This window comes from Citrobacter sp. Ce006, from assembly GCF_030336535.1.
GTDB lineage: Bacteria > Pseudomonadota > Gammaproteobacteria > Enterobacterales > Enterobacteriaceae > Citrobacter > Citrobacter europaeus.
Genome location: NZ_JAOWDO010000067.1, coordinates 1 through 18,339 on the forward strand (window position 1 = coordinate 1; position 18,339 = coordinate 18,339).

General features: G+C 50.7%; 19 protein-coding genes. 14 read left to right on the top strand and 5 right to left on the bottom strand.

Annotation, left to right across the window (positions count from 1 at the left end; all coding sequences use genetic code 11):
• Positions 1 to 2,202, top strand: a 2,202-nt coding sequence (locus OGV94_RS09045) for an autotransporter outer membrane beta-barrel domain-containing protein (RefSeq protein WP_286523158.1), incomplete at its 5' end; no start/stop codon positions are given.
• A gap of 75 nt (positions 2,203 to 2,277) precedes the next feature.
• Here OGV94_RS09045 and OGV94_RS09050 read toward each other — a convergent pair.
• A complete protein-coding gene (locus tag OGV94_RS09050; RefSeq protein ID WP_043016674.1) occupies positions 2,278 to 2,550 on the bottom strand; it encodes a hypothetical protein in 273 nt (90 codons plus the stop codon).
• Between the two features lie 240 nt (positions 2,551 to 2,790).
• Between OGV94_RS09050 and pdeG the strand changes: the two genes are divergently transcribed.
• Positions 2,791 to 4,314, top strand: coding sequence for a cyclic di-3',5'-guanosine monophosphate phosphodiesterase PdeG (pdeG, locus tag OGV94_RS09055; protein ID WP_286523160.1), 1,524 nt, complete (start codon positions 2,791 to 2,793; stop codon positions 4,312 to 4,314).
• Positions 4,315 to 4,418: 104 nt separating this feature from the next.
• On the opposite strand, the gene OGV94_RS09060 is transcribed toward pdeG, so the two are convergent.
• A complete protein-coding gene (locus tag OGV94_RS09060) occupies positions 4,419 to 6,506 on the bottom strand; it encodes a TonB-dependent receptor (protein ID WP_075146026.1) in 2,088 nt (695 codons plus the stop codon).
• Between the two features lie 430 nt (positions 6,507 to 6,936).
• Between OGV94_RS09060 and OGV94_RS09065 the strand changes: the two genes are divergently transcribed.
• The 11 genes from OGV94_RS09065 to OGV94_RS09115 all read left to right on the top strand — a co-directional run bounded on the left by OGV94_RS09065 (position 6,937) and on the right by OGV94_RS09115 (position 15,298).
• Positions 6,937 to 8,523, top strand: coding sequence for an ABC transporter substrate-binding protein (locus tag OGV94_RS09065; protein WP_181634620.1), 1,587 nt, complete (start codon positions 6,937 to 6,939; stop codon positions 8,521 to 8,523).
• Positions 8,523 to 9,497 (top strand): ABC transporter permease, encoded by a 975-nt coding sequence (locus OGV94_RS09070; protein ID WP_047413516.1) that lies wholly within the window; start codon positions 8,523 to 8,525, stop codon positions 9,495 to 9,497. The genes OGV94_RS09065 and OGV94_RS09070 overlap by 1 nt, the downstream gene beginning before the upstream one ends.
• Positions 9,487 to 10,299 carry an ABC transporter permease gene (locus tag OGV94_RS09075; RefSeq protein ID WP_286523163.1) on the top strand — a complete coding sequence of 271 codons (813 nt, stop codon included), beginning with the start codon at positions 9,487 to 9,489 and terminating at the stop codon, positions 10,297 to 10,299. Before OGV94_RS09070 ends, OGV94_RS09075 begins: the two co-directional genes overlap by 11 nt.
• A complete protein-coding gene (locus OGV94_RS09080; protein ID WP_043016669.1) occupies positions 10,293 to 11,087 on the top strand; it encodes an ATP-binding cassette domain-containing protein in 795 nt (264 codons plus the stop codon). The genes OGV94_RS09075 and OGV94_RS09080 overlap by 7 nt, the downstream gene beginning before the upstream one ends.
• The gene (locus tag OGV94_RS09085) at positions 11,071 to 11,688 is read left to right on the top strand and encodes an ATP-binding cassette domain-containing protein (protein WP_181634621.1); all 618 of its coding nucleotides are present in this window, start codon (positions 11,071 to 11,073) and stop codon (positions 11,686 to 11,688) included. Before OGV94_RS09080 ends, OGV94_RS09085 begins: the two co-directional genes overlap by 17 nt.
• A gap of 1 nt (position 11,689) precedes the next feature.
• Positions 11,690 to 12,208, top strand: coding sequence for a phospholipase D family nuclease (locus OGV94_RS09090; protein WP_043016667.1), 519 nt, complete (start codon positions 11,690 to 11,692; stop codon positions 12,206 to 12,208).
• A gap of 96 nt (positions 12,209 to 12,304) precedes the next feature.
• Positions 12,305 to 12,934: a metal-binding protein ZinT gene (gene zinT / locus OGV94_RS09095; protein ID WP_181634715.1), complete on the top strand. Its 630-nt coding sequence runs from the start codon at positions 12,305 to 12,307 to the stop codon at positions 12,932 to 12,934.
• Between the two features lie 140 nt (positions 12,935 to 13,074).
• The gene (gene leuE / locus OGV94_RS09100; RefSeq protein WP_087053413.1) at positions 13,075 to 13,713 is read left to right on the top strand and encodes a leucine efflux protein LeuE; all 639 of its coding nucleotides are present in this window, start codon (positions 13,075 to 13,077) and stop codon (positions 13,711 to 13,713) included.
• A gap of 173 nt (positions 13,714 to 13,886) precedes the next feature.
• Positions 13,887 to 14,249 carry a DUF1971 domain-containing protein YeaR gene (yeaR, locus tag OGV94_RS09105; RefSeq protein ID WP_003030735.1) on the top strand — a complete coding sequence of 121 codons (363 nt, stop codon included), beginning with the start codon at positions 13,887 to 13,889 and terminating at the stop codon, positions 14,247 to 14,249.
• A 3-nt stretch (positions 14,250 to 14,252) separates the two neighbouring features.
• Entirely contained in the window at positions 14,253 to 14,435 is a 183-nt protein-coding gene (locus tag OGV94_RS09110; protein ID WP_003832433.1) for a DUF1869 domain-containing protein, read from the top strand.
• Between the two features lie 218 nt (positions 14,436 to 14,653).
• Positions 14,654 to 15,298, top strand: coding sequence for a hypothetical protein (locus OGV94_RS09115; RefSeq protein ID WP_080625059.1), 645 nt, complete (start codon positions 14,654 to 14,656; stop codon positions 15,296 to 15,298).
• Positions 15,299 to 15,350: 52 nt separating this feature from the next.
• Here the strand turns inward: OGV94_RS09115 and fdhF are convergent, their stop codons facing one another.
• On the bottom strand, positions 15,351 to 17,498 hold the full coding sequence (fdhF, locus tag OGV94_RS09120) for a formate dehydrogenase subunit alpha (protein ID WP_043016664.1): 2,148 nt from the start codon (positions 17,496 to 17,498) through the stop codon (positions 15,351 to 15,353).
• A 361-nt stretch (positions 17,499 to 17,859) separates the two neighbouring features.
• Here fdhF and OGV94_RS09125 point away from each other — a divergent pair, with 361 nt between their 5' ends.
• Positions 17,860 to 18,108 carry a GlsB/YeaQ/YmgE family stress response membrane protein gene (locus tag OGV94_RS09125; protein WP_043016663.1) on the top strand — a complete coding sequence of 83 codons (249 nt, stop codon included), beginning with the start codon at positions 17,860 to 17,862 and terminating at the stop codon, positions 18,106 to 18,108.
• Between the two features lie 49 nt (positions 18,109 to 18,157).
• Here OGV94_RS09125 and yoaJ read toward each other — a convergent pair whose 3' ends face one another.
• Complete coding sequence (gene yoaJ / locus OGV94_RS09130) at positions 18,158 to 18,232, bottom strand: protein YoaJ (RefSeq protein WP_099530266.1); 75 nt, start codon at positions 18,230 to 18,232, stop codon at positions 18,158 to 18,160.
• 2 nt (positions 18,233 to 18,234) lie between these two features.
• Positions 18,235 to 18,333 (bottom strand): YoaK family small membrane protein, encoded by a 99-nt coding sequence (locus OGV94_RS09135; RefSeq protein ID WP_032941789.1) that lies wholly within the window; start codon positions 18,331 to 18,333, stop codon positions 18,235 to 18,237.
• Positions 18,334 to 18,339: the final 6 nt, after the last annotated feature.

Sequence of the window (18,339 nt, forward strand, 5' to 3'; positions counted from 1 at the left end):
CTGGCCGCTGATACCGGTTTTGACATGAACGGTTATAGCCAGACTGTCGGTAAGCTGACGGCGGCGGCTGACTCACTGCTGGACATCAATGGCGGTAGCCTGACCCTGGCGCAGGGCGGCACAGCCGATGGAATATTGACCGGAAGTGGCGCGTTAAACATCAATGGCGACACGCTGACCATCACCGGTGAAAACAGCACGCTGACGGCAAAAACGACCATTGCAGAAGGCGCGCGCGTGCTGATGAACACGACGCTGGGTCTCGGCACCGGCGATATTGTGGCGGCGGGGACGCTGACGATGAGCAAGGCCGTAGGCGCGCTTTACAACAGCATCAGCGATGCCGGACGGGTTGAACTCAGCGAAAGCGATGTCGCGCTGGTGGGCAACAACAGCGCCTTTACGGGGCAATTTGCTGTGGATGCGGATTCCCGGCTCACCGCGTTCACAGCAGAAAATCTGGGCAGCGCAGAGGTGAGCAACAGTGGTTCACTGGTGCTGAACAGTAATACCGACTGGCAGCTTGATAACGATGTTTATGGTAGCGGCGATGTGACCAAGCTGGGAGCCGGCTCCATTACCGTCGGCAATAACGCCGCCTGGACGGGCAAAACGGAGATTGAGCAGGGCGGCCTGGTACTGGGGGACGGCACATCTCCGGTCACGCTGGCCAGTAGCGAAGTCAACATTGCGGCTGCGGGGATGCTCTCGGGCACGGGGGGCGTTGCAGGTCATGTGAATAACGCCGGTGTGCTGCTGGTGGGAACCGGGACCGGCGACAACCTCCTGTTCACGGTGGGGGGCGACCTGGTTAACAGCGGTACCCTCGCAACCGGTGTGAATGGTCAGCAGGCCGGTAACCAGCTGGTGGTCAATGGCAATTACACGGGTAATGATGGCCATCTTTCCCTGAACACCGCGCTGGGGGATGACAATTCCGTTACGGATAAGCTGGTGGTGAAAGGCGATACCAGTGGCACCACCTCCGTCAGCGTCACCAACGCCGGTGGGAAAGGGGCCGCCACGATTGATGGGATCGAAGTTATTCATGTTGATGGCGCATCGGACGGTGAGTTCACCCAGGCTGGCCGTATTGTGGCAGGGGCATATGACTACAGCCTTGGGCGCGGTCAGGATGAAAACAGTGGCAACTGGTATCTGACCAGCGGCAAAACCAATCCGGATCCCGAACCAAATCCGGATCCGGATCCCGATAAAGATCTGCGTCCGGAAGGCGGCAGCTACACGGCTAACCTGGCGGCAGCCAACAACATGTTCGTCACCCGTTTGTACGATCGCCTGGGCGAAACGCAGTATATCGATGCCCTGACCGGCGAGCAGAAAGTCACCAGTATGTGGATGCGCCACGTTGGCGGGCACAACAACTGGCGTGACGGCAGCGGCCAGCTGAAAACCCAGAGCAACCGTTATGTATTGCAGCTGGGAGGCGACATTGCGCAATGGAGCCAGAACGGACTTGACCGCTGGCACCTGGGCGTGATGGCGGGTTACGGGAACGACCACAGTAACACCCGGTCATCACGCACGGGTTATCGTTCCCGGGGTTCAGTCAATGGCTACAGTACCGGCGTGTATGCCACATGGTATGCCAATGATGCGTCGCATAACGGCGCCTGGCTGGACAGCTGGGCTCAGTACAGCTGGTTTGATAACAATGTTAAAGGCGATGATCTGCAGGGCGAGTCATATAAATCGAAAGGGGTGACCGCCTCGCTGGAAATGGGATATGCCCAGAAAATGGGCGAATTTGCCGGCAGTCATGGCACGCTGAATGAATGGTACATCCAGCCTCAGGCGCAGGCGGTCTGGATGGGCGTGAAGGCGGACGATCATCAGGAAAGCAACGGCACCCGTATCACCAGCAACGGTAACGGCAATGTACAGACCCGGCTGGGCCTGAAAACCTGGATTAAGAGCCATCATCAGATGGATAACGGTAAAGAGCGTGAATTCCAGCCGTTTGCCGAACTGAACTGGCTGCACAATTCACGAGATTTCAGTACGACCATGGACGGCGTGAATGTTCGTCAGGACGGGGCGAAAAATATCGCCGAAGTAAAAGTGGGTGTGGAAGGACAGGTGAGTCCGCGTCTTAATCTGTGGGGCAACATCGGGGTCCAGGCTGGCGACAAAGGCTATAACGACAGCGCTGCGATGGTCGGTGTGAAATGGAACTTCTAAGCTGATTCTGCCGGGCAAGTTCAGCCAGACTGGCGTATGTCAGTCTGGTTATTTTAAACCCAATAATGAGTGCAATTATTCTTTTGATGAAAGTTTGTACGGGAATACATGCAGAGCGTTGGCTGCGATGGGATAAACGCCAAGGCCTTCAGTTCTGGCTTTGATTTCCTCGAATGAGAGTGAAGGGGAGGGTTCTCGTCCGCCCCACAAATTAATACCTTCAGGAACATCGTCCCGGCTGTACTCCTCGGCGATCTCGATAGTGCCGCCGCTATTCAATTCGATGACAACGCTTTTTCCGTCAACAGGAATCAGGTTCCCGTCACTGTCAGTGATAAAGATTTTCATTGGCTCACCTCTTATTCGTATATTTCTATGATAGCAAAATTAGATGATGTACTACGCCGGTTTTGCCATGCTATTTTTAGTGATTTTTTATATACAAATTATACGGTTACGTTTTTATTGGGGAAGAGTGACTGGGCTTATGGCGGTTTCTGTTTCTGTCTACCATGCTCTGTAGAGATAAATTTGAACACGTAAATGTTCATCATCATGAGTTTTTAATTTTCGCCACAGGACACGAGAATGCGCAAAGCATTGTTACCGGTAATTGCTGCGGTGTGCCTTTTATTCATCGGTGTTTTTATTCTCAATATGCAGCTCTGGTATTCCTCCTCGTTGGAAACTCTTGGAGGAGCCAGATATGCCGCGAAAAATATGGATAACATCCTCGATGAGGCTTTCCAGGCAACCGGTACAGCCATGCGTATCGCTGAAAAAAAATGTGACCAGGATGCTCAGTACCAACTTGGAACCGAGGCAGCGCTTCGGCCTCATTTGCGAACGCTGATCATTATCCGGCAGGGGAAAGTTTGGTGTACGTCTTTGCCGGGGAACAGGATCTTACTTAAGCGAATTCCTGTAATAACTGATTCAAATTTGCTGCTGACTCCCGCAGGCAATACGGAAAACGAGATACCCGTTCTGCTGTATCAAACTCGTTTTCAAACCAGTCGTATTATTGTCACGATCAGTGGGGTGCATATTCGTGGCGCTCTAAAAGTTCCATTAAAGGGTGCGGCATACTCACTGCTCGTGCGCGATAACGTACTCGGTTTAGTGGGCGATGTGAAAACCGTCACAGCAAGTACTCGTACGTCTGGACAGGTGAATTCCGCAAAGTATCCGTTCAGTATTATTTATAATAAACCACCATTATTCAGTGCAAAAAGGCTGGTTACACAAGGCTCAGGAATTCTGGTTTTTGTCCTGTTAATTTCTGTTGCAGCCGCTTATGCCATTGATAAATATCTGAACAAGAATGATACCCCCGAAGAAACGTTGCGTAGGGCGATAGCAAAAGGAGAGATCGTGCCTTTTTATCAACCTATCGTAAATGGTCGAGAGGGGACGTTACGTGGCGTTGAAGTGCTGGCCCGATGGAAACATCCGAAGGTCGGGTATATCTCTCCCGCTTCCTTTATTCCCATCGCCGAAAAGTCAGGTCTGATCGTGCCGCTAACACAAAGCCTGATGAGGCAGGTCGCTGCGAATATGAACTCTATTTCCAGCAAATTGCCACCCGGCTTCCATGTCGGTATTAACTACAGTGCATCTCATATCACATCCCCTACATTCGTGCAGGAGTGCCTGCAATACAGGGACAGTTTTAACCGCGATGATCTCAATCTGGTCATCGAAGTCACTGAGCGCGAACCGCTGGATGTGGACGAGGATCTTGTGCAGAGACTCAATACGCTCCATGAAAATGGCTTTGTGATCGCCTTGGATGATTTTGGTACCGGTTATTCTGGCCTTTCTTATTTGCATGATTTGCATATTGATTACATCAAGATCGATCAGAGCTTTGTGGGAAGGGTAAATGAGCATCCCGATTCAACCCGGATTTTAGATTGTGTACTTGAACTGGCACGTAAACTGTCTTTAAGCATCGTTGCAGAAGGGGTTGAAACAAAGGCGCAGCTTGATTACCTGAATAAAAACAACATCGTTTTCCTGCAAGGATACTATTTCTATAAGCCCGTAACTTTCACTGAGTTCGTCATTATTCTGCTGTCAAAACCTAAAGTGAATGTTTTTGTCGAATAAAACTGGATTAACTCGGTACCAGAAGAATATCTGTTGCCTTATAGATCTTGAGCTCCTGCTGACTGAGATACATGTGATAGCTCGGCCAGCAGGATTTGTAAAAATTAGAACTGATAGTTCAGAGAAACCCAGTAGTTACGACCCGGGTTTACGTATCCGGTTGTAGATTGCGCAGTCTGATAATAATCACCTGCGTAGGTGCTATTACGGCCCACCTGGTACAGTTTGACTTCACTAAAGTCTTTATCCAGCACGTTATTAACCGCTGTATTAAGCGTCAGGTCTTTGGTCAGCTTATAAGACATCCCCATGTCGAGAACGGTCCAGGCTTTTAAATCAGCGCCTTTGTCGTCATATACGGCCTTTTGTACCGCGCTGAGGTTGTCGTAATTTTCGGTAAAGCGTGGAGCTTTACCGCGATAACGTGCGCTCAGCCAGGCGTTCATATCTTCCGTTGCCTGCCAGTTCAGGCGGGCGTTAGCCATATGTTTTGGCGTATAACTTAATGGCGCGCCTTTATTGTCACCATCTTTTTGCTTGCTCTGGGTGTAGGTATAGTTGAGGGATAAGGTTAGCACATCTGACCACAGCGGGAAGGTGCTGGCAAATTCAACGCCATCGGTCCTTGCCTTGCCGCTGTTGGTATAGCTGTTGGTATTATCATCGATAGAATATGAGACAATTTTGTTTTTATATTCGGTATAGAAGCCAGTAACGTTGGCGTTAAGCCCTGCATCGTTCTCGTAATACAGCCCGGTTTCGTAGCTGAGACTTTCCTCCGGTTTGAGGTCCGGGTTACCGACCGTATTCACCGTTCCTTGCGCAGTTACGCCGCTGATCCCGTTATGCAACTGGCTCAGCGAGGGGGCTTTATAACCTGTCGTTACGCCACCTTTGAGCGTCCATTCGTCGGAAACATCCCAGACCATATACGCTCGTGGGCTGAGATGACCGCCAAAGACATCGTTATGCTCATAGCGTGTTCCTGCGGTTAAGGCCAGCGAATCGAGAATATGCCATTCATCTTCCGCATAGGCTGCCCACGTTTTTTGGTGGAACGTCTCACCGGTATTGGCCAGCACCACACCATCTTTCATTCGTGCATCCCAATATTCCCCACCGAGGGTTAAGAGGTGCGAATCACCCAATGGCGTCAGCAGCACTGAGTCCAGGATGACGTTGGTGTTCTTCAGTTCACGTGCATCACCGGCCCGGCCTGCGTTCTCTGGCGTGAGTGCCGAGGAGACCAGTTGTCGGCCTTTGTTCTCGGTTTCATTCCAGCCGAGGGAGGATTTCCAGGTGCCGAACGTTAAGGCGGTATCGTGACCGAGGGTAACTTTGTTACGCTCGTAGCGCAGCGTTTTGTCGTAACCCCCCGTCAGGTTTCCTAATTGACCGTCGTCGTTGTCATAACGCTGTCTGGCAGAATCGAGATCTAACCACAGCGTATTGTTTTCATTCGTTTTCCAGTCGAGGCGCGTACCGATGTTATAGTTTTCCGATTCGGTCGGATAAGGTACGCGGGTGGAGGCGGTATCGCTCAGGGAGGTGACGCTGGAACCCTGACGCTGGGTTGTGCTCCCCCGAACCTGCATATCCAGTACGCCCGCGATTAACGGGCCGCTTGACCAGAAGTTGGCGACCGTACTGTTACCCCATTTATTACTCTCTTGCAGGTTAACGCCAGTATTGATGGAGGTGCTCCATTTATCGGTGCTTTTTTTGGTGATGATATTCACTACGCCACCGATTGCGTCGGAGCCATAAAGCGTCGACATCGGGCCGCGGATCACTTCAATATGGTCGATTGCCGCCAGCGGAGGCATAAAGCTGGTATTCATGGCAGAGAAGCCGTTTGGCGTCACGTCGCTGCTGCCGTTTTGACGAATACCGTCAATCAGGATCAAGGTATAGCTGGCGGGCATACCGCGGATGCTGACCTCCAGCCCACCGGTTTTACCGGTACTGCTTTCAACATCGACCCCTTCAACAGAACGCAGAGCTTCGCCTAAGTCATTATATTTATTGGTTTGTAACTCTTGCTGCGAAATAACGGAGACGCTGGCAGCGGCGTTGGTGATTTTCTTTTCGTAACCGGAAGCGGTTACCACCATGACATCTTCAGCGAAGACCAGAGGACTAGAAAATCCTAAACAGGACAGAACAACAGAAGCAACAGGTTTTAAGCGCATAGTCAAACTTCCTTTGTTAAAATTCAAAGGCAGTAAGATAATTGATGGGAATGATAATACAAATAATTATCATTATGTATTTACATAACTTATCACTTCTGGTCTTTTTCTTGAATAAATATACATAAATTGTCATTAATTTGAGCTAAGGGAATAGCGGAAAAGACCAATAATTAGTATTTGCAATCATTAGGTTGTTATTAATTTGCCATTAATTAAATGGCTAACTTTTGCTCTGTTTCTGTAATTCAGTGCGTACTCATAACGGAGTATCAGAAAAAAGTATGATAATTTTAGAGAATCGTCATACTTTTCTGCGCCGCATCATTTTTTTCGTCATTTCTGTCCGCCATAATCCCTTCCCCAGGAGACCGTTAAACGACAAGACATCGTTGAGCGGCATAAAAATAACGTAAATCTGGATAACATAATGATCAAAGGCAAGCTGGCACTGCTTACGTGCGCATTGACTCTCGCATTAACCTCACCACTTCTCGCCGCGCAAAATGCGAGCGAAGGGCAGACGTTAAAACTGGCAATTGGACCGGAGCCAACGGAAGGGTTTGACCCGATGTTGGGCTGGAGTCATGGCAGCTATTTGCTTTTGCACGCACCATTATTAAAACAAAATGCAGATATGAGCTGGGGAAACCTGCTGACGGAAAAAGTAGAGACCAGCGCAGATGGCAAAACCTGGACATTGACGTTAAAACCCGACCTTAAATTCTCTGATGGATCCCCGCTAACCGCGGAAGATGTGGTGTTCACCTATAACAAAGCCGCAAAAAGCGGCGGCAAAATCGACATGGGGAACTTCAACCATGCCAGCCTGAAAGATAACCGCACGGTAGAAATTACGCTGCGCAGCCCGCAGAGCACCTTTGTAAACGTGCTGGGTTCTTTGGGTATTGTCCCGGAAAAACGGTATGACGAAAAAACCTTCGCCAAAAATCCAATAGGCGCGGGTCCTTATCGGCTGGTGAGTTTTCAGCCGGGGCAGCAGTTGATCGTGGAGGCTAACCCCTGGTATGCCGGTAAGAAAAATGATTTCAGTAAGCTGGTGTTTGTCTTCCTTGATGAAGATAACGCTTATGCCGCAGCGCGCAGTGGCCAACTGGGACTCGTGCGTATTGCGCCGTCGATGGCAGTCGCCCCTCAGCAGCAGAATTTGAAGCTTTGGGTTCGCGACAGCGTGGAAAACCGTGGCATTGTGTTCCCGATGGTTCCTGCGGGTAAAAAAGACGCCAATGGTTACCCAATTGGTAACGATATCACTGCCGATGTCGCTATCAGACGCGCCATCAATTACGCCATTGACCGTAAGCAGATTGCCGAACAGGTCATGGAAGGCCATGCGATTCCGGCGTATAGCGCGGTTCAGGGCCTGCCATGGCAGGGGCAGTCCGTCGCGTTCAACGATGGCGACAGCGAAAAAGCACGGACAATTCTGGAAGAGGCCGGCTGGAAGGTGGGGAAAGACGGCGTACGAGTGAAAGACGGCAAAGAAGCTCGCCTGACGCTGTGGTACGCCAGCGGTGACAGCACGCGCCGGGATTTAGCCGAAGCCGTACGTGCGATGCTGGAGCCCGTGGGTATTCAGGTCTCGCTGCAATCCGGAAGCTGGGAAACCGTTGAGCGCCATATGCATGCGAATCCGACGCTGTTTGGCTGGGGAAGCCTGGATCCGATGGAGCTTTTCCATCACTACAGTAATCAGGCCGCGGGCGTGGAATACTACAATCCGGGCTATTACAGTAATCCCGTTGTTGAACAGCATCTTAAACAGGCTATTGACGCTCCGGACTGGCAAAAAGCATTGCCTTTCTGGCAACAGGTGGAGTGGGATGGCAAGCAAGGGGCCGGCGTGCAGGGCGATGCCGCCTGGGCCTGGCTGCTGAACATTCAGCACACTTACCTGGCTAATCCGTGTATTGACCTGGGCAAAGGCGCACCGGAAATTCACGGTAGCTGGTCACTGCTCAATAATCTGGACGAATGGACCTGGACCTGCCGTTGATGAAGTCTGTTGTGGGCCATTTTCTACGGCTGATAGTGCTATTAGTGCTGGTTGCGGCTGGCACTTTTTTGCTGCTCAGTTTTTCTCCTGTCGATCCGATTCGCGCCTATATCGGCAACGATCTCCTGCACGTGCCGCCGGAACAATATCCGCGGATCGCTGCTCGCTGGGGATTGGACCAGCCGCTATGGGAGCGTTTTGTTCACTGGTTTATACGCGTATTGCAGGGCGATCTCGGCTATTCAATGTTATTTAATGCGCCGGTTGCCAGCGTGATTAAAGAGCGCTTTGCTACCTCGTTTGCGCTACTTGGCGGCGCGTGGTTACTTTCCGGTGTACTGGGAACGGTGATGGGATTTGTCGCGGGTCGCTACCTGAATCGCTGGCCGGATAAAGCAATTTGTCGCCTCAGCTATTTGCTTTCTTCGCTGCCGACCTTCTGGATTGGCATGCTGTTACTGGCGTTATTTGCTGTGCGCTGGCCGGTATTTCCGGTCTGCTGCGCATGGGAGCCGGGCAACAGCGGCGATATGGCCACGCTGACTGAGCGTCTGCGCCATCTGGTGCTTCCCGTTTGCGCGCTAAGTTTGCTGGGACTGGGACAAATTACGCTTCACACGCGGGAAAGTATCGCCAGCGTGATGAAAAGTGATTTTGTTCGTTTTGCGCGTTCTCAGGGAGATAAAGGCTGGTCGCTGTTGCGTCATCAGGTTCTGCGCCACGCTATCACGCCAGCGCTGTGCCTGCAGTTTGCTTCGCTGGGAGAACTACTGGGCGGCGCGCTGCTGGCGGAAAAAGTGTTTGCTTACCCGGGACTGGGACAGGCCACTATTGATGCCGGGTTACGCGGCGATCTGCCGTTACTGATGGGGATAGTGTTGTTCAGTACCGTATTGGTGTTCATTGGCAACTCGCTGTCAACCTGGCTTATCCATGTGCTGAATCGCGCTCTGGAGCGACCTGATGCTCTATAACCCAACGCCGACGCTAATTCGTCTTTTGTTCTCTTTTAGCTGCCTGCTTTTTATTGCGGTGTATGGCGCAGCGACGCTGGATAATCCGTTGAGCGTTAATCTGCTTGCCCGTCATCTGCCACCCGATGCGCTTTACTGGTTTGGCACCGATAACCTGGGTCGCGATTTGTGGACACGATGCTTTCAGGGCGCGTTAACCAGTCTGCAAATTGGTATTGGCGCGGCGTTGTGCAGCGGCTTCATCGCATTAATGATGGCGGCGGTTTCGCGCATACATTCGCGTCTGGATGTGCTTATGCGTCTGATTACCGATGCCATGCTGTCGATGCCGCATCTGCTGTTGCTCATTTTGATCTGCTTTACGCTGGGTGGCGGGAAAAACGGGGTGATCATGGCGGTTGCGCTGACCCACTGGCCGCGACTGGCGCTGATCCTGCGTGCCGAAGCGCAGCGCGTGGCTCATAGTGACTATCTGACGCTGACCTGGCGTCTGGGACACGGACATTTTTACTGCTGGCGGCACCACTATCTACCCGCATTATTACCCCAGTGGTTAACGGGAACATTGCTGATGTTTCCCCACGCGGTGTTGCACAGCGCGGCGTTAAGCTTCCTCGGTTTTGGGCTGGCGCCGCATGAACCGTCACTGGGCCTGCTGCTGGCGGATGCGCTGAGATTTATCAGTCATGGCGACTGGTGGTTGGTGCTGTTTCCAGGACTGATGCTGTTCAGTCTGGTGATGTTATTTGATCAGCTCGCAAGGGCGGTGCATCGTTTATGGTTACGAGGTGACGCATGTTGAGTTTAAGACAGGTTTCGCTGGATGTAGCGCGTTATCGCTGGTACGGCGCGAAACAATGGTCTTCGCTGTTGCAGGATATCTCTTTTGACGTAGCGCCTGGTCAGATGGTGGCGCTAGTTGGGGGAAGTGGGGAAGGGAAGAGTCTGCTGCTGCAATGCCTGCTCGATCTCTTACCGGATAATTTGCGCTTCCAGGGGGCTATCACCCTTGAGGGTAAAACGCTGGACAACGATGATATTCGTAAATGTCGCGGCAATACCTTCACTTATGTCCCGCAAGGCGTTCAGGCGCTTAACCCGCTGCTCTCGATTGAAAAACATCTGCGCAGGGCAAGCCAGCTTTCTGGCCAGCAATGGAATGCCGGAAAAATCGACCGATTGCTCCAGCGTAGCCGACTGGAAAGTCAGGTATTAGATGCTTTCCCGCGCCAGCTTTCAGGGGGGATGGCGAAACGTGTTCTGGCCTGTCACGCATCTCTGAGTCAGGCTCGCTATATTCTGGCGGATGAAATTACCGCCTGGCTTGATGCGCCGCTGGCGAATCAACTGCTTGAACAACTGCGCGAGCTTTGTGAGCACGGGGCAGGCGTTTTGTGGGTAACGCATGACCTCACGCTGGCGGCCCGTCATGCGGATCGTATTGTCGCGCTGCATCAGGGTAGGGTGTCGGATAACGTCAGCCGGGAACAGCTGTTACGCGGAGAGATTAGCGAGCATCTGCAACGACAATGGCGGGCGCTGCCTGAAAGAAATCAACTTTTTGGAGAGCGCGATGCTGTGCTGTCGTGATGTTACGATTTGTCAGGGGGGAAAAGTGTTATGGCAAAATCTGACCTTCTCTCTGCCCCCTGGAGAACGCATTGGGATTTGCGCGCCCAGCGGAACCGGAAAAACGACGCTGGGACGCGTGCTGGCGGGTTGGCAAAAGCCGACCTCGGGTGACATTCTTGTTGATGAGCAACCGCTGCCAATGCACCAGTATTGCCCGGTGCAACTGGTGCCCCAGCATCCGGAATTAACCTTTAACCCCCGGCGCAGCACCGGCGATGCGGTTCATGATGCCTGGCGACCTGATGCTGAAATGCTTACCCGTCTTCACATCAACTCAGAGTGGTTAGATCGCCGTCCCGGACAGCTTTCCGGCGGTGAACTGGCGCGAATTGCTTTACTTCGCGCGCTGGATCCGCGGACACGTTTTCTTATTGCCGATGAAATTACCGCCCAGCTCGATCCTTCCATCCAACGGGATATCTGGGCGCTGCTGCTTGAAGAATGTCAGCGTCGGCCATTAGGTATGCTAATTATCAGCCATCAGCAGGCGTTGCTTGATCAGATCTGCACGCGAGCGCTACTCTCTTCGGACGATTCACCCTTTCAGGCTAATATCTAACGTGAGCGTAAAATCAATTGGTTTGGCTGCGCTATTGTGCGGTGCAGTTGTTGTTGCCGCGCATGCTTCGATTCAGGTGGGCTTTTCGCCGGAAGGTTCGGCCCGGGTTTTAGTGCTGGATTCGATTAACCATGCGCAGCGCAGCATCGATATGATGGCTTATTCATTTCAGTCGGCAGATATTGTTCAGGCCCTGGTAGAGGCCGAAAAGAGGGGCGTTGTTGTTCGGGCGGTTATCGATAAAAAACGAAATCAGGGCAAGGTCAGCCAGAAGGCCATCGCTTTCGCTGCCGCGAATGGGGTCGATGTGCAACTGGATGGCCACTACCACATCCAACATGACAAAGTAATGATAATAGATGGCGACACACTGGAAACCGGCTCGTTCAACTTTGCCAAATCTGCAGAATTTGCCAACTCCGAAAATGTGCTGATCGTTCGTGGCGAACCTGCCGTTATTGCGCAGTATCAGGCCCATTTTGACAGTCGTTGGAAAATCGCACACCGGAGCGTTGAATAGTTTTCACAACGGCGTTGATTTAAATGTAACGTTATATTATAACAATTCACTCGCAAATGATTTGAGGGTGAAATTTTGGCTATTCGTTTTAAAAAAATGACAATCGCTCTGGGGATGCTTTTAGTCAGTGGTTCGGTTTTGGCGCATGGTCATCATTCCCATGGTGCGCCAATGAGTGAGGCAGAACAAAAGGCGTCGGAGGGGATATTTGATGATAACCAGGTGCAGGACAGGGCGCTGACCGACTGGGATGGCATGTGGCAATCCGTCTATCCGTATCTGGTCAGCGGCGAGCTTGATCCGGTATTCAAAAAGAAAGCGGAGAAAGATAAAAGCAAAACGGCAGAACAAATTAAAGCTTATTATCGTACAGGCTATGCAACCAACGTAGACACCATTGGCATAGAAAATGGCGTGATGGAATTTCACACCGGTAATCAGGTTGCATCGTGCAAATACGACTATGCCGGGTTTAAAATTTTGCACTATAAATCAGGCAAGAAAGGTGTACGGTATTTGTTTGAGTGTAAAGCCGCTGACAGCAAAGCACCTAAATACGTGCAATTCAGCGATCATATTATCGCACCGCGTAAATCCAGCCACTTCCATATCTTTATGGGAAATACCTCGCAGGCAGCCTTGCTTGAAGAGATGGAAAACTGGCCTACCTACTACCCTTATCAGTTAAAGGGCGAAGAGGTTGTGGATGAGATGCTGCACCACTGATCCAGATTAACCTTATCTGTACACACCCGCCACCAGTGGCGGGTTTTTTTAATTAATAACCTTCTCTTTCCATCACCTGTCGCATTCGTTAGCATATTGTATTGCAGCAAGTGCATGTGTTTTTTCAGGAAGAGGTTAACGTGTTCGCAGAGTATGGAGTTCTGAATTACTGGACGTATCTGGTGGGGGCTATTTTTATCGTGCTGGTACCGGGGCCAAATACGATATTTGTGCTGAAGAACAGCGTCGGTCGGGGAGTGAAGGGCGGTTATCTCGCAGCCAGCGGTGTGTTTATCGGTGATGCCGTGTTGATGTTTTTGGCCTATGCCGGCGTTGCCGCATTGATCAAAACAACGCCCGTTTTGTTTAACATCGTTCGTTACCTCGGCGCGTTCTATTTACTGTATCTTGGCGCGAAGATCCTGTATGCAACACTGAAATCGAAAGTAGGCGACGCCGCGCCAGAGGAAGTCCCGTTTGGTGCCATTTTTAAACGCGCACTCATTCTGAGTCTGACCAATCCCAAAGCTATTCTGTTTTATGTTTCGTTCTTCGTGCAGTTTATTGATGTCAATGCGCCGCACTCAGGACTGTCGTTCTTTATTTTGGCTATTACGCTTGAGATAGTGAGCTTTTTCTACCTGAGCTTCCTTATTTTCTCCGGCGCGTTCGTGACGCAGTATATCCGTACGAAGAAAAAATTGGCCAAAGTGGGTAATTCCCTTATCGGTCTGATTTTCGTTGGTTTTGCCGCTCGTCTGGCCACGCTTCAGTCGTGATGCTATCGGCCCGCTGATTGCGGCGGGCCTTCGATATGATGCTCTGCTTTTCATTGATAATCGTATGGTTATAACCAATAAATGGTATTTTAAATGTATATTTTGAGGCGTACCCTGTGTACAGCAGCGGTTCAATAAGACTCGCTGGTTGTCGACTGGAAAAGGGAAGAAAAATGCTTCAAATTCCACAGAATCATATCCATACACGCTCTACTCCATTCTGGAACAAAGAAACGGCGCCTGCCGGAATTTTCGAACGCCACCTTGATAAAGGAACCCGGGCCGGGGTTTATCCTCGACTTTCGGTTATGCAGGGGGCGGTCAAATATCTCGGATACGCAGATGAACACAGTCCGGAGCCAGTAGAGGTGATGGTTATTGAAGCCGGTCAGTTTGGCGTTTTTCCACCGGAAAAATGGCATAACATCGAAGTGATGACCGACGACACTTACTTTAATATCGATTTTTTCGTTGCCCCGGAAGTTCTGATGGAGAGCGCAAATCAACGAAAAGTCGTGCGCACCGGCAAGGAGTAAATCATGGGTAAAGCAACCTATACCGTAACAGTGACCAATAACAGCAACGGTGTTTCTGTTGATTATGAAACAGAAGCACCTATGACATTACTGGTGCCGGATGTGGCAGCAGAAGTTGTCAAAGATCTGGTCAACACCGTGCGTTCGTACGATACCGAGAATGAGCACGAAGTCTGCGGGTGGTAAGCGTTAGCTACTGCTACTGATTGAATACATTAGTTTTTAGTCTAAAAACCGCACTGCGTTTCGATGGCGCAGTGCGGTTTTTTTATCCACGCGAAACACGAATGTGTCCGGAAAAGGATTCCTTAAGAATACCTTAAGAAATTCGCATTGATTGCTAATAGTTGATCATTCACAGGGGTTATGATCGCGAAACAGTAACAATACAGAACATCGCGCTTATGAAACTCAATACCCGACTTACATTATCCACAATCATTCTTGGACTGGTCATTGTCGCGATCCCGTTCGTCGCGAACTGGCATCTACCGCTGCTCAACGGGACTGTGGTCAGATGGATAGAAAATGGCCAGGCGCTTTGGCTGCTGTTTGGCGCGGTATTTACTCTTATCTACATCCGACCTTTATCACGTCCTGTAGGCGAGAAGCAATTTTGGCTTTGGGCGGCAGCGTGGTGGGTGGTCTTGCTGGGCCGAAGCACCAGTTGGGGACGCGATTACTTCCCTGAGCATCCTAAACTTCTGTTCAGAGCTATCTCAGTTGTATTAATTGCCATGCTTATTCTGCCGGTGCTGCTGTCGAAGCACTTACGCCAGGATATTGCCCGCCGTGTGCGTAATGAACCGTTACCGCTCTGGCTGTTGGCGATCACCACCTGTGCATTTTTAATCTCTGATACAGTGGAGCATCATCGTCTGCTGGCCCCCATCTTTCTGCACAATGCACAGTATGGCGATCTGATTGAAGAATTGTATGAGCTACCGTTTATGGCGGGATTGTTCCTGATGAACCTGGGCTTTATGCGACGTGATAAGCAGGAGGAAACTGCTTCCATCCGTTTTAGTGAACCGCAACTGGCGAAGTAATGAGATAAGGCCTGAGTCTGGAAAGTTAGACTCAGGCGATGATGGCGCTGACTTACGCAATAGCCTCACACAGGCGTGATTTCATGTCACTATACGTTTGCGCGGCATATTTCTCTGCCCATCCCTGATCGGTAATGTGCTCAATATTCACGGCGCAATATTTGGTTTCCGGCGTTTTCGAAATAGGATCAAGGTTATCCTGGGTTAACTCGTTACACGCGCCAATCCACCATTGATAAGTCATATAGACTGTTCCGGCATTGATGCGCTCGGAGACGTCTGCGCGGCTGATGACCTTACCCCGACGCGAGCTGACCCATACCAGGTCACGATGACGAATACCCAGCTTTTCTGCATCATGGGTATTGATTTGCACATATCCAGGCTCGTCTGCCAGCGCTTGCAACGCTGCACAGTTGCCGGTCATCGAACGGCAGGAGTAGTGCCCGACCTCGCGCACCGTACACAGTACCAGCGGATATTTGTCATCAGGAACTTCTGCGGGCGCTCGCCACTGTGCGGCAAACAGTTTGCCTTTGCCATTGGCGGTATCAAACTGGCTGTGCGCGTAAAGGTATGGTGTTCCAGGACTATCGAGATCCGTGCATGGCCACTGAACATGCCCCATCTCACCCATTTTCTCATAGGTCACGCCGTAGAACAGGGGGCATAGTTCGCGCATCTCATCCCAGATTTGCTGGTTATTTTGATACTGCATTGGATAACCCATTTCGCTGGCCAGCAGGCTGATAATCTCCCAGTCACGCTTTACATCACCGGTAGGGTCAATCGCTTTCTCAAAACGCTGGAAGCCGCGATCGGCACAGGTAAAGACGCCGCCGTGTTCGCCCCATGAGGTGGCAGGCAGTAGAACATCAGCCATTTCCGCCGTTTTAGTCATGAATATATCCTGCACGACGACAAAATCGAGCGCGTTAAATCCTTCGCGGACCAGACCCAAATCGGCCTCGGTTTGCAGCGGATCTTCTCCCATGATGTAGTAGGCTTTGATTTTACCTTCGATAGCCAGATGCGGAACTTCGGTGATACGGGTCCCGACCTTGCCATCCATCTGATTAACATCGATGCCCCAGGCGGTGGCGAATTTCTCCCGAACGGCAAAATCGGTCACGTCCTGATACCCTGGGAACTGGTTAGGCAGTACCCCCATATCGCACGCGCCCTGCACGTTATTTTGCCCGCGCACCGGGCCAACGCCGACGTTAGGACGTCCCAGATTTCCGGTCAGCAACGCCAGACTCGATAAACCGCGAACCACGTCAACGGCCTGACCAAACTGGGTGACGCCCATTCCCCACATTACGGTTGCCGATGGCGCCGCGGCAAATGTACGCATTGCCTGACGAACCTGTTGTGCTGGAACGCCGGTCAAATGTTCAACAGCTTCAGGCGCATAGTCCTTAACGACTTCCCAATATGTTTCCAGGCCTTCCGCATGCTTTTGCACATATTCGCGATCGTAGAGTTGCTCTTCGATCAGAACATGGCCAAAGGCGTTGACCAGCGCCATATTGCAACCGTTTTTTAACTGCAAATGTTGGTCAGCGATACGGGCGGTTTCAATACGACGCGGGTCGCAGACAATGATTTTTGCGCCGTTCTGGCGAGCTTTAATTACCCGGCGAGCCACGATTGGGTGTGAGTCTGCGCAGTTATAACCAAAGATCAGCAGGCATTTTGAGTTTTCAATGTCGCTGATGGAGTTGCTCATTGCGCCATTGCCTAACGTTTCCTGTAACCCGGCAACGGAAGGACCGTGACAGACGCGGGCACAGCAATCGACATTGTTGGTATGTAGCACGCCACGTGCGAATTTTTGCATCACATAGTTGGTTTCATTCCCGGTGCCTCGGGAAGAACCAGTGGTCATGATGGCGCGAGGGCCATAGGTATTTTTGATTTCAGATAAGCGTTTAGCGGTATAACGAATGGCTTCATCCCAGCTAACGGGAGTGAATTTTCCCCCTTTTTCATAACGGATCATCGGGCGAGTCAGACGAGGGGTCAGAAGGCGAGTATCGTTAAGAAAGTCCCAACCATAGTAGCCTTTCAGGCATAACTGATTTTGGTTTGTTACACCCTCTGCGGCTTCAGCGCGGATGATTTTGTTATTTTCAACGACAAGCTTAAGCTTGCACCCGGCCCCACAGTATGGGCAAACACTGGTGATTTTTTTCATCAATAACAGACCTGTTAAATGCTGAAATAGCGCGAATTGTAGACGCAGCCAAGCGATAGGCATCGCGGGCTACGATTTGTCATGGTGACGGGCTGTTAAAGCATAAAGTGTGCCAGAAGTGAAAACCCAGCAATAGCGGGGCTGACAGCCAAAGCGTTAAGTATGATGACTGACGATTCGACATTAATGACGAGATGCGACAAAAATTTAGCACGTTGCTCAGCAGTCATAACATTATGAAACATCGGAAAAAGATGAAAATCAGAAGTGATGATGATCACAAATTTTAATTTTTCAGCGCTATGCTATGCTTTTATACGACGAGTGAATCGTTAATTTAAAAACATAAGTGAGGAAAATTATGGGCATCATTTCATGGGTGGTTTTCGGTCTTATCGCTGGGATTTTGGCAAAATGGATTATGCCGGGTAAAGATGGCGGCGGATTCTTTATGACCATTATCTTAGGGGTGGTTGGTGCGGTAGTGGGTGGCTGGATAAGTACCCTCTTTGGTTTTGGTAAAGTCGATGGCTTCAACTTCGGCAGTTTCGTCGTAGCGGTTATCGGCGCGATTGTGGTGTTGTTTATCTACAGAAAAATCAAAAGCTAAGTAAACATATAGACAACAGAGGCCACTGATAAGTGGCCTTTTTCTTTGATTACCACCAGCCCAGTTCCGTTCCCAGAACGACGATGATAGCCACCCCAATCATAATCAACGTTGTTTTTTTCATCGTTATGCTCCCGGCGCAGCGTAACCGCCAATAAAAAACCAGGATAAGAAAACGACAGCGGAAATGAAAATGATGACGGGGAAAATAATACCGAGTCGCATACGATT

What these genes read in the sequence shown, in the direction of transcription:
- OGV94_RS09050 (WP_043016674.1), bottom strand. Translation starts at nt 2,550, where the DNA reads ATGAAAATCTTTATCACTGACAGTGACGGGAACCTGATTCCTGTTGAC.
- yeaR (WP_003030735.1), top strand. Translation starts at nt 13,887, where the DNA reads ATGCTTCAAATTCCACAGAATCATATCCATACACGCTCTACTCCATTC.
- zinT (WP_181634715.1), top strand. Translation starts at nt 12,305, where the DNA reads ATGACAATCGCTCTGGGGATGCTTTTAGTCAGTGGTTCGGTTTTGGCG.
- OGV94_RS09065 (WP_181634620.1), top strand. Translation starts at nt 6,937, where the DNA reads ATGATCAAAGGCAAGCTGGCACTGCTTACGTGCGCATTGACTCTCGCA.
- OGV94_RS09070 (WP_047413516.1), top strand. Translation starts at nt 8,523, where the DNA reads ATGAAGTCTGTTGTGGGCCATTTTCTACGGCTGATAGTGCTATTAGTG.
- OGV94_RS09125 (WP_043016663.1), top strand. Translation starts at nt 17,860, where the DNA reads ATGGGCATCATTTCATGGGTGGTTTTCGGTCTTATCGCTGGGATTTTG.
- pdeG (WP_286523160.1), top strand. Translation starts at nt 2,791, where the DNA reads ATGCGCAAAGCATTGTTACCGGTAATTGCTGCGGTGTGCCTTTTATTC.
- OGV94_RS09075 (WP_286523163.1), top strand. Translation starts at nt 9,487, where the DNA reads ATGCTCTATAACCCAACGCCGACGCTAATTCGTCTTTTGTTCTCTTTT.
- OGV94_RS09085 (WP_181634621.1), top strand. Translation starts at nt 11,071, where the DNA reads ATGCTGTGCTGTCGTGATGTTACGATTTGTCAGGGGGGAAAAGTGTTA.
- fdhF (WP_043016664.1), bottom strand. Translation starts at nt 17,498, where the DNA reads ATGAAAAAAATCACCAGTGTTTGCCCATACTGTGGGGCCGGGTGCAAG.
- OGV94_RS09135 (WP_032941789.1), bottom strand. Translation starts at nt 18,333, where the DNA reads ATGCGACTCGGTATTATTTTCCCCGTCATCATTTTCATTTCCGCTGTC.
- OGV94_RS09110 (WP_003832433.1), top strand. Translation starts at nt 14,253, where the DNA reads ATGGGTAAAGCAACCTATACCGTAACAGTGACCAATAACAGCAACGGT.
- OGV94_RS09115 (WP_080625059.1), top strand. Translation starts at nt 14,654, where the DNA reads ATGAAACTCAATACCCGACTTACATTATCCACAATCATTCTTGGACTG.
- OGV94_RS09060 (WP_075146026.1), bottom strand. Translation starts at nt 6,506, where the DNA reads ATGCGCTTAAAACCTGTTGCTTCTGTTGTTCTGTCCTGTTTAGGATTT.
- OGV94_RS09080 (WP_043016669.1), top strand. Translation starts at nt 10,293, where the DNA reads ATGTTGAGTTTAAGACAGGTTTCGCTGGATGTAGCGCGTTATCGCTGG.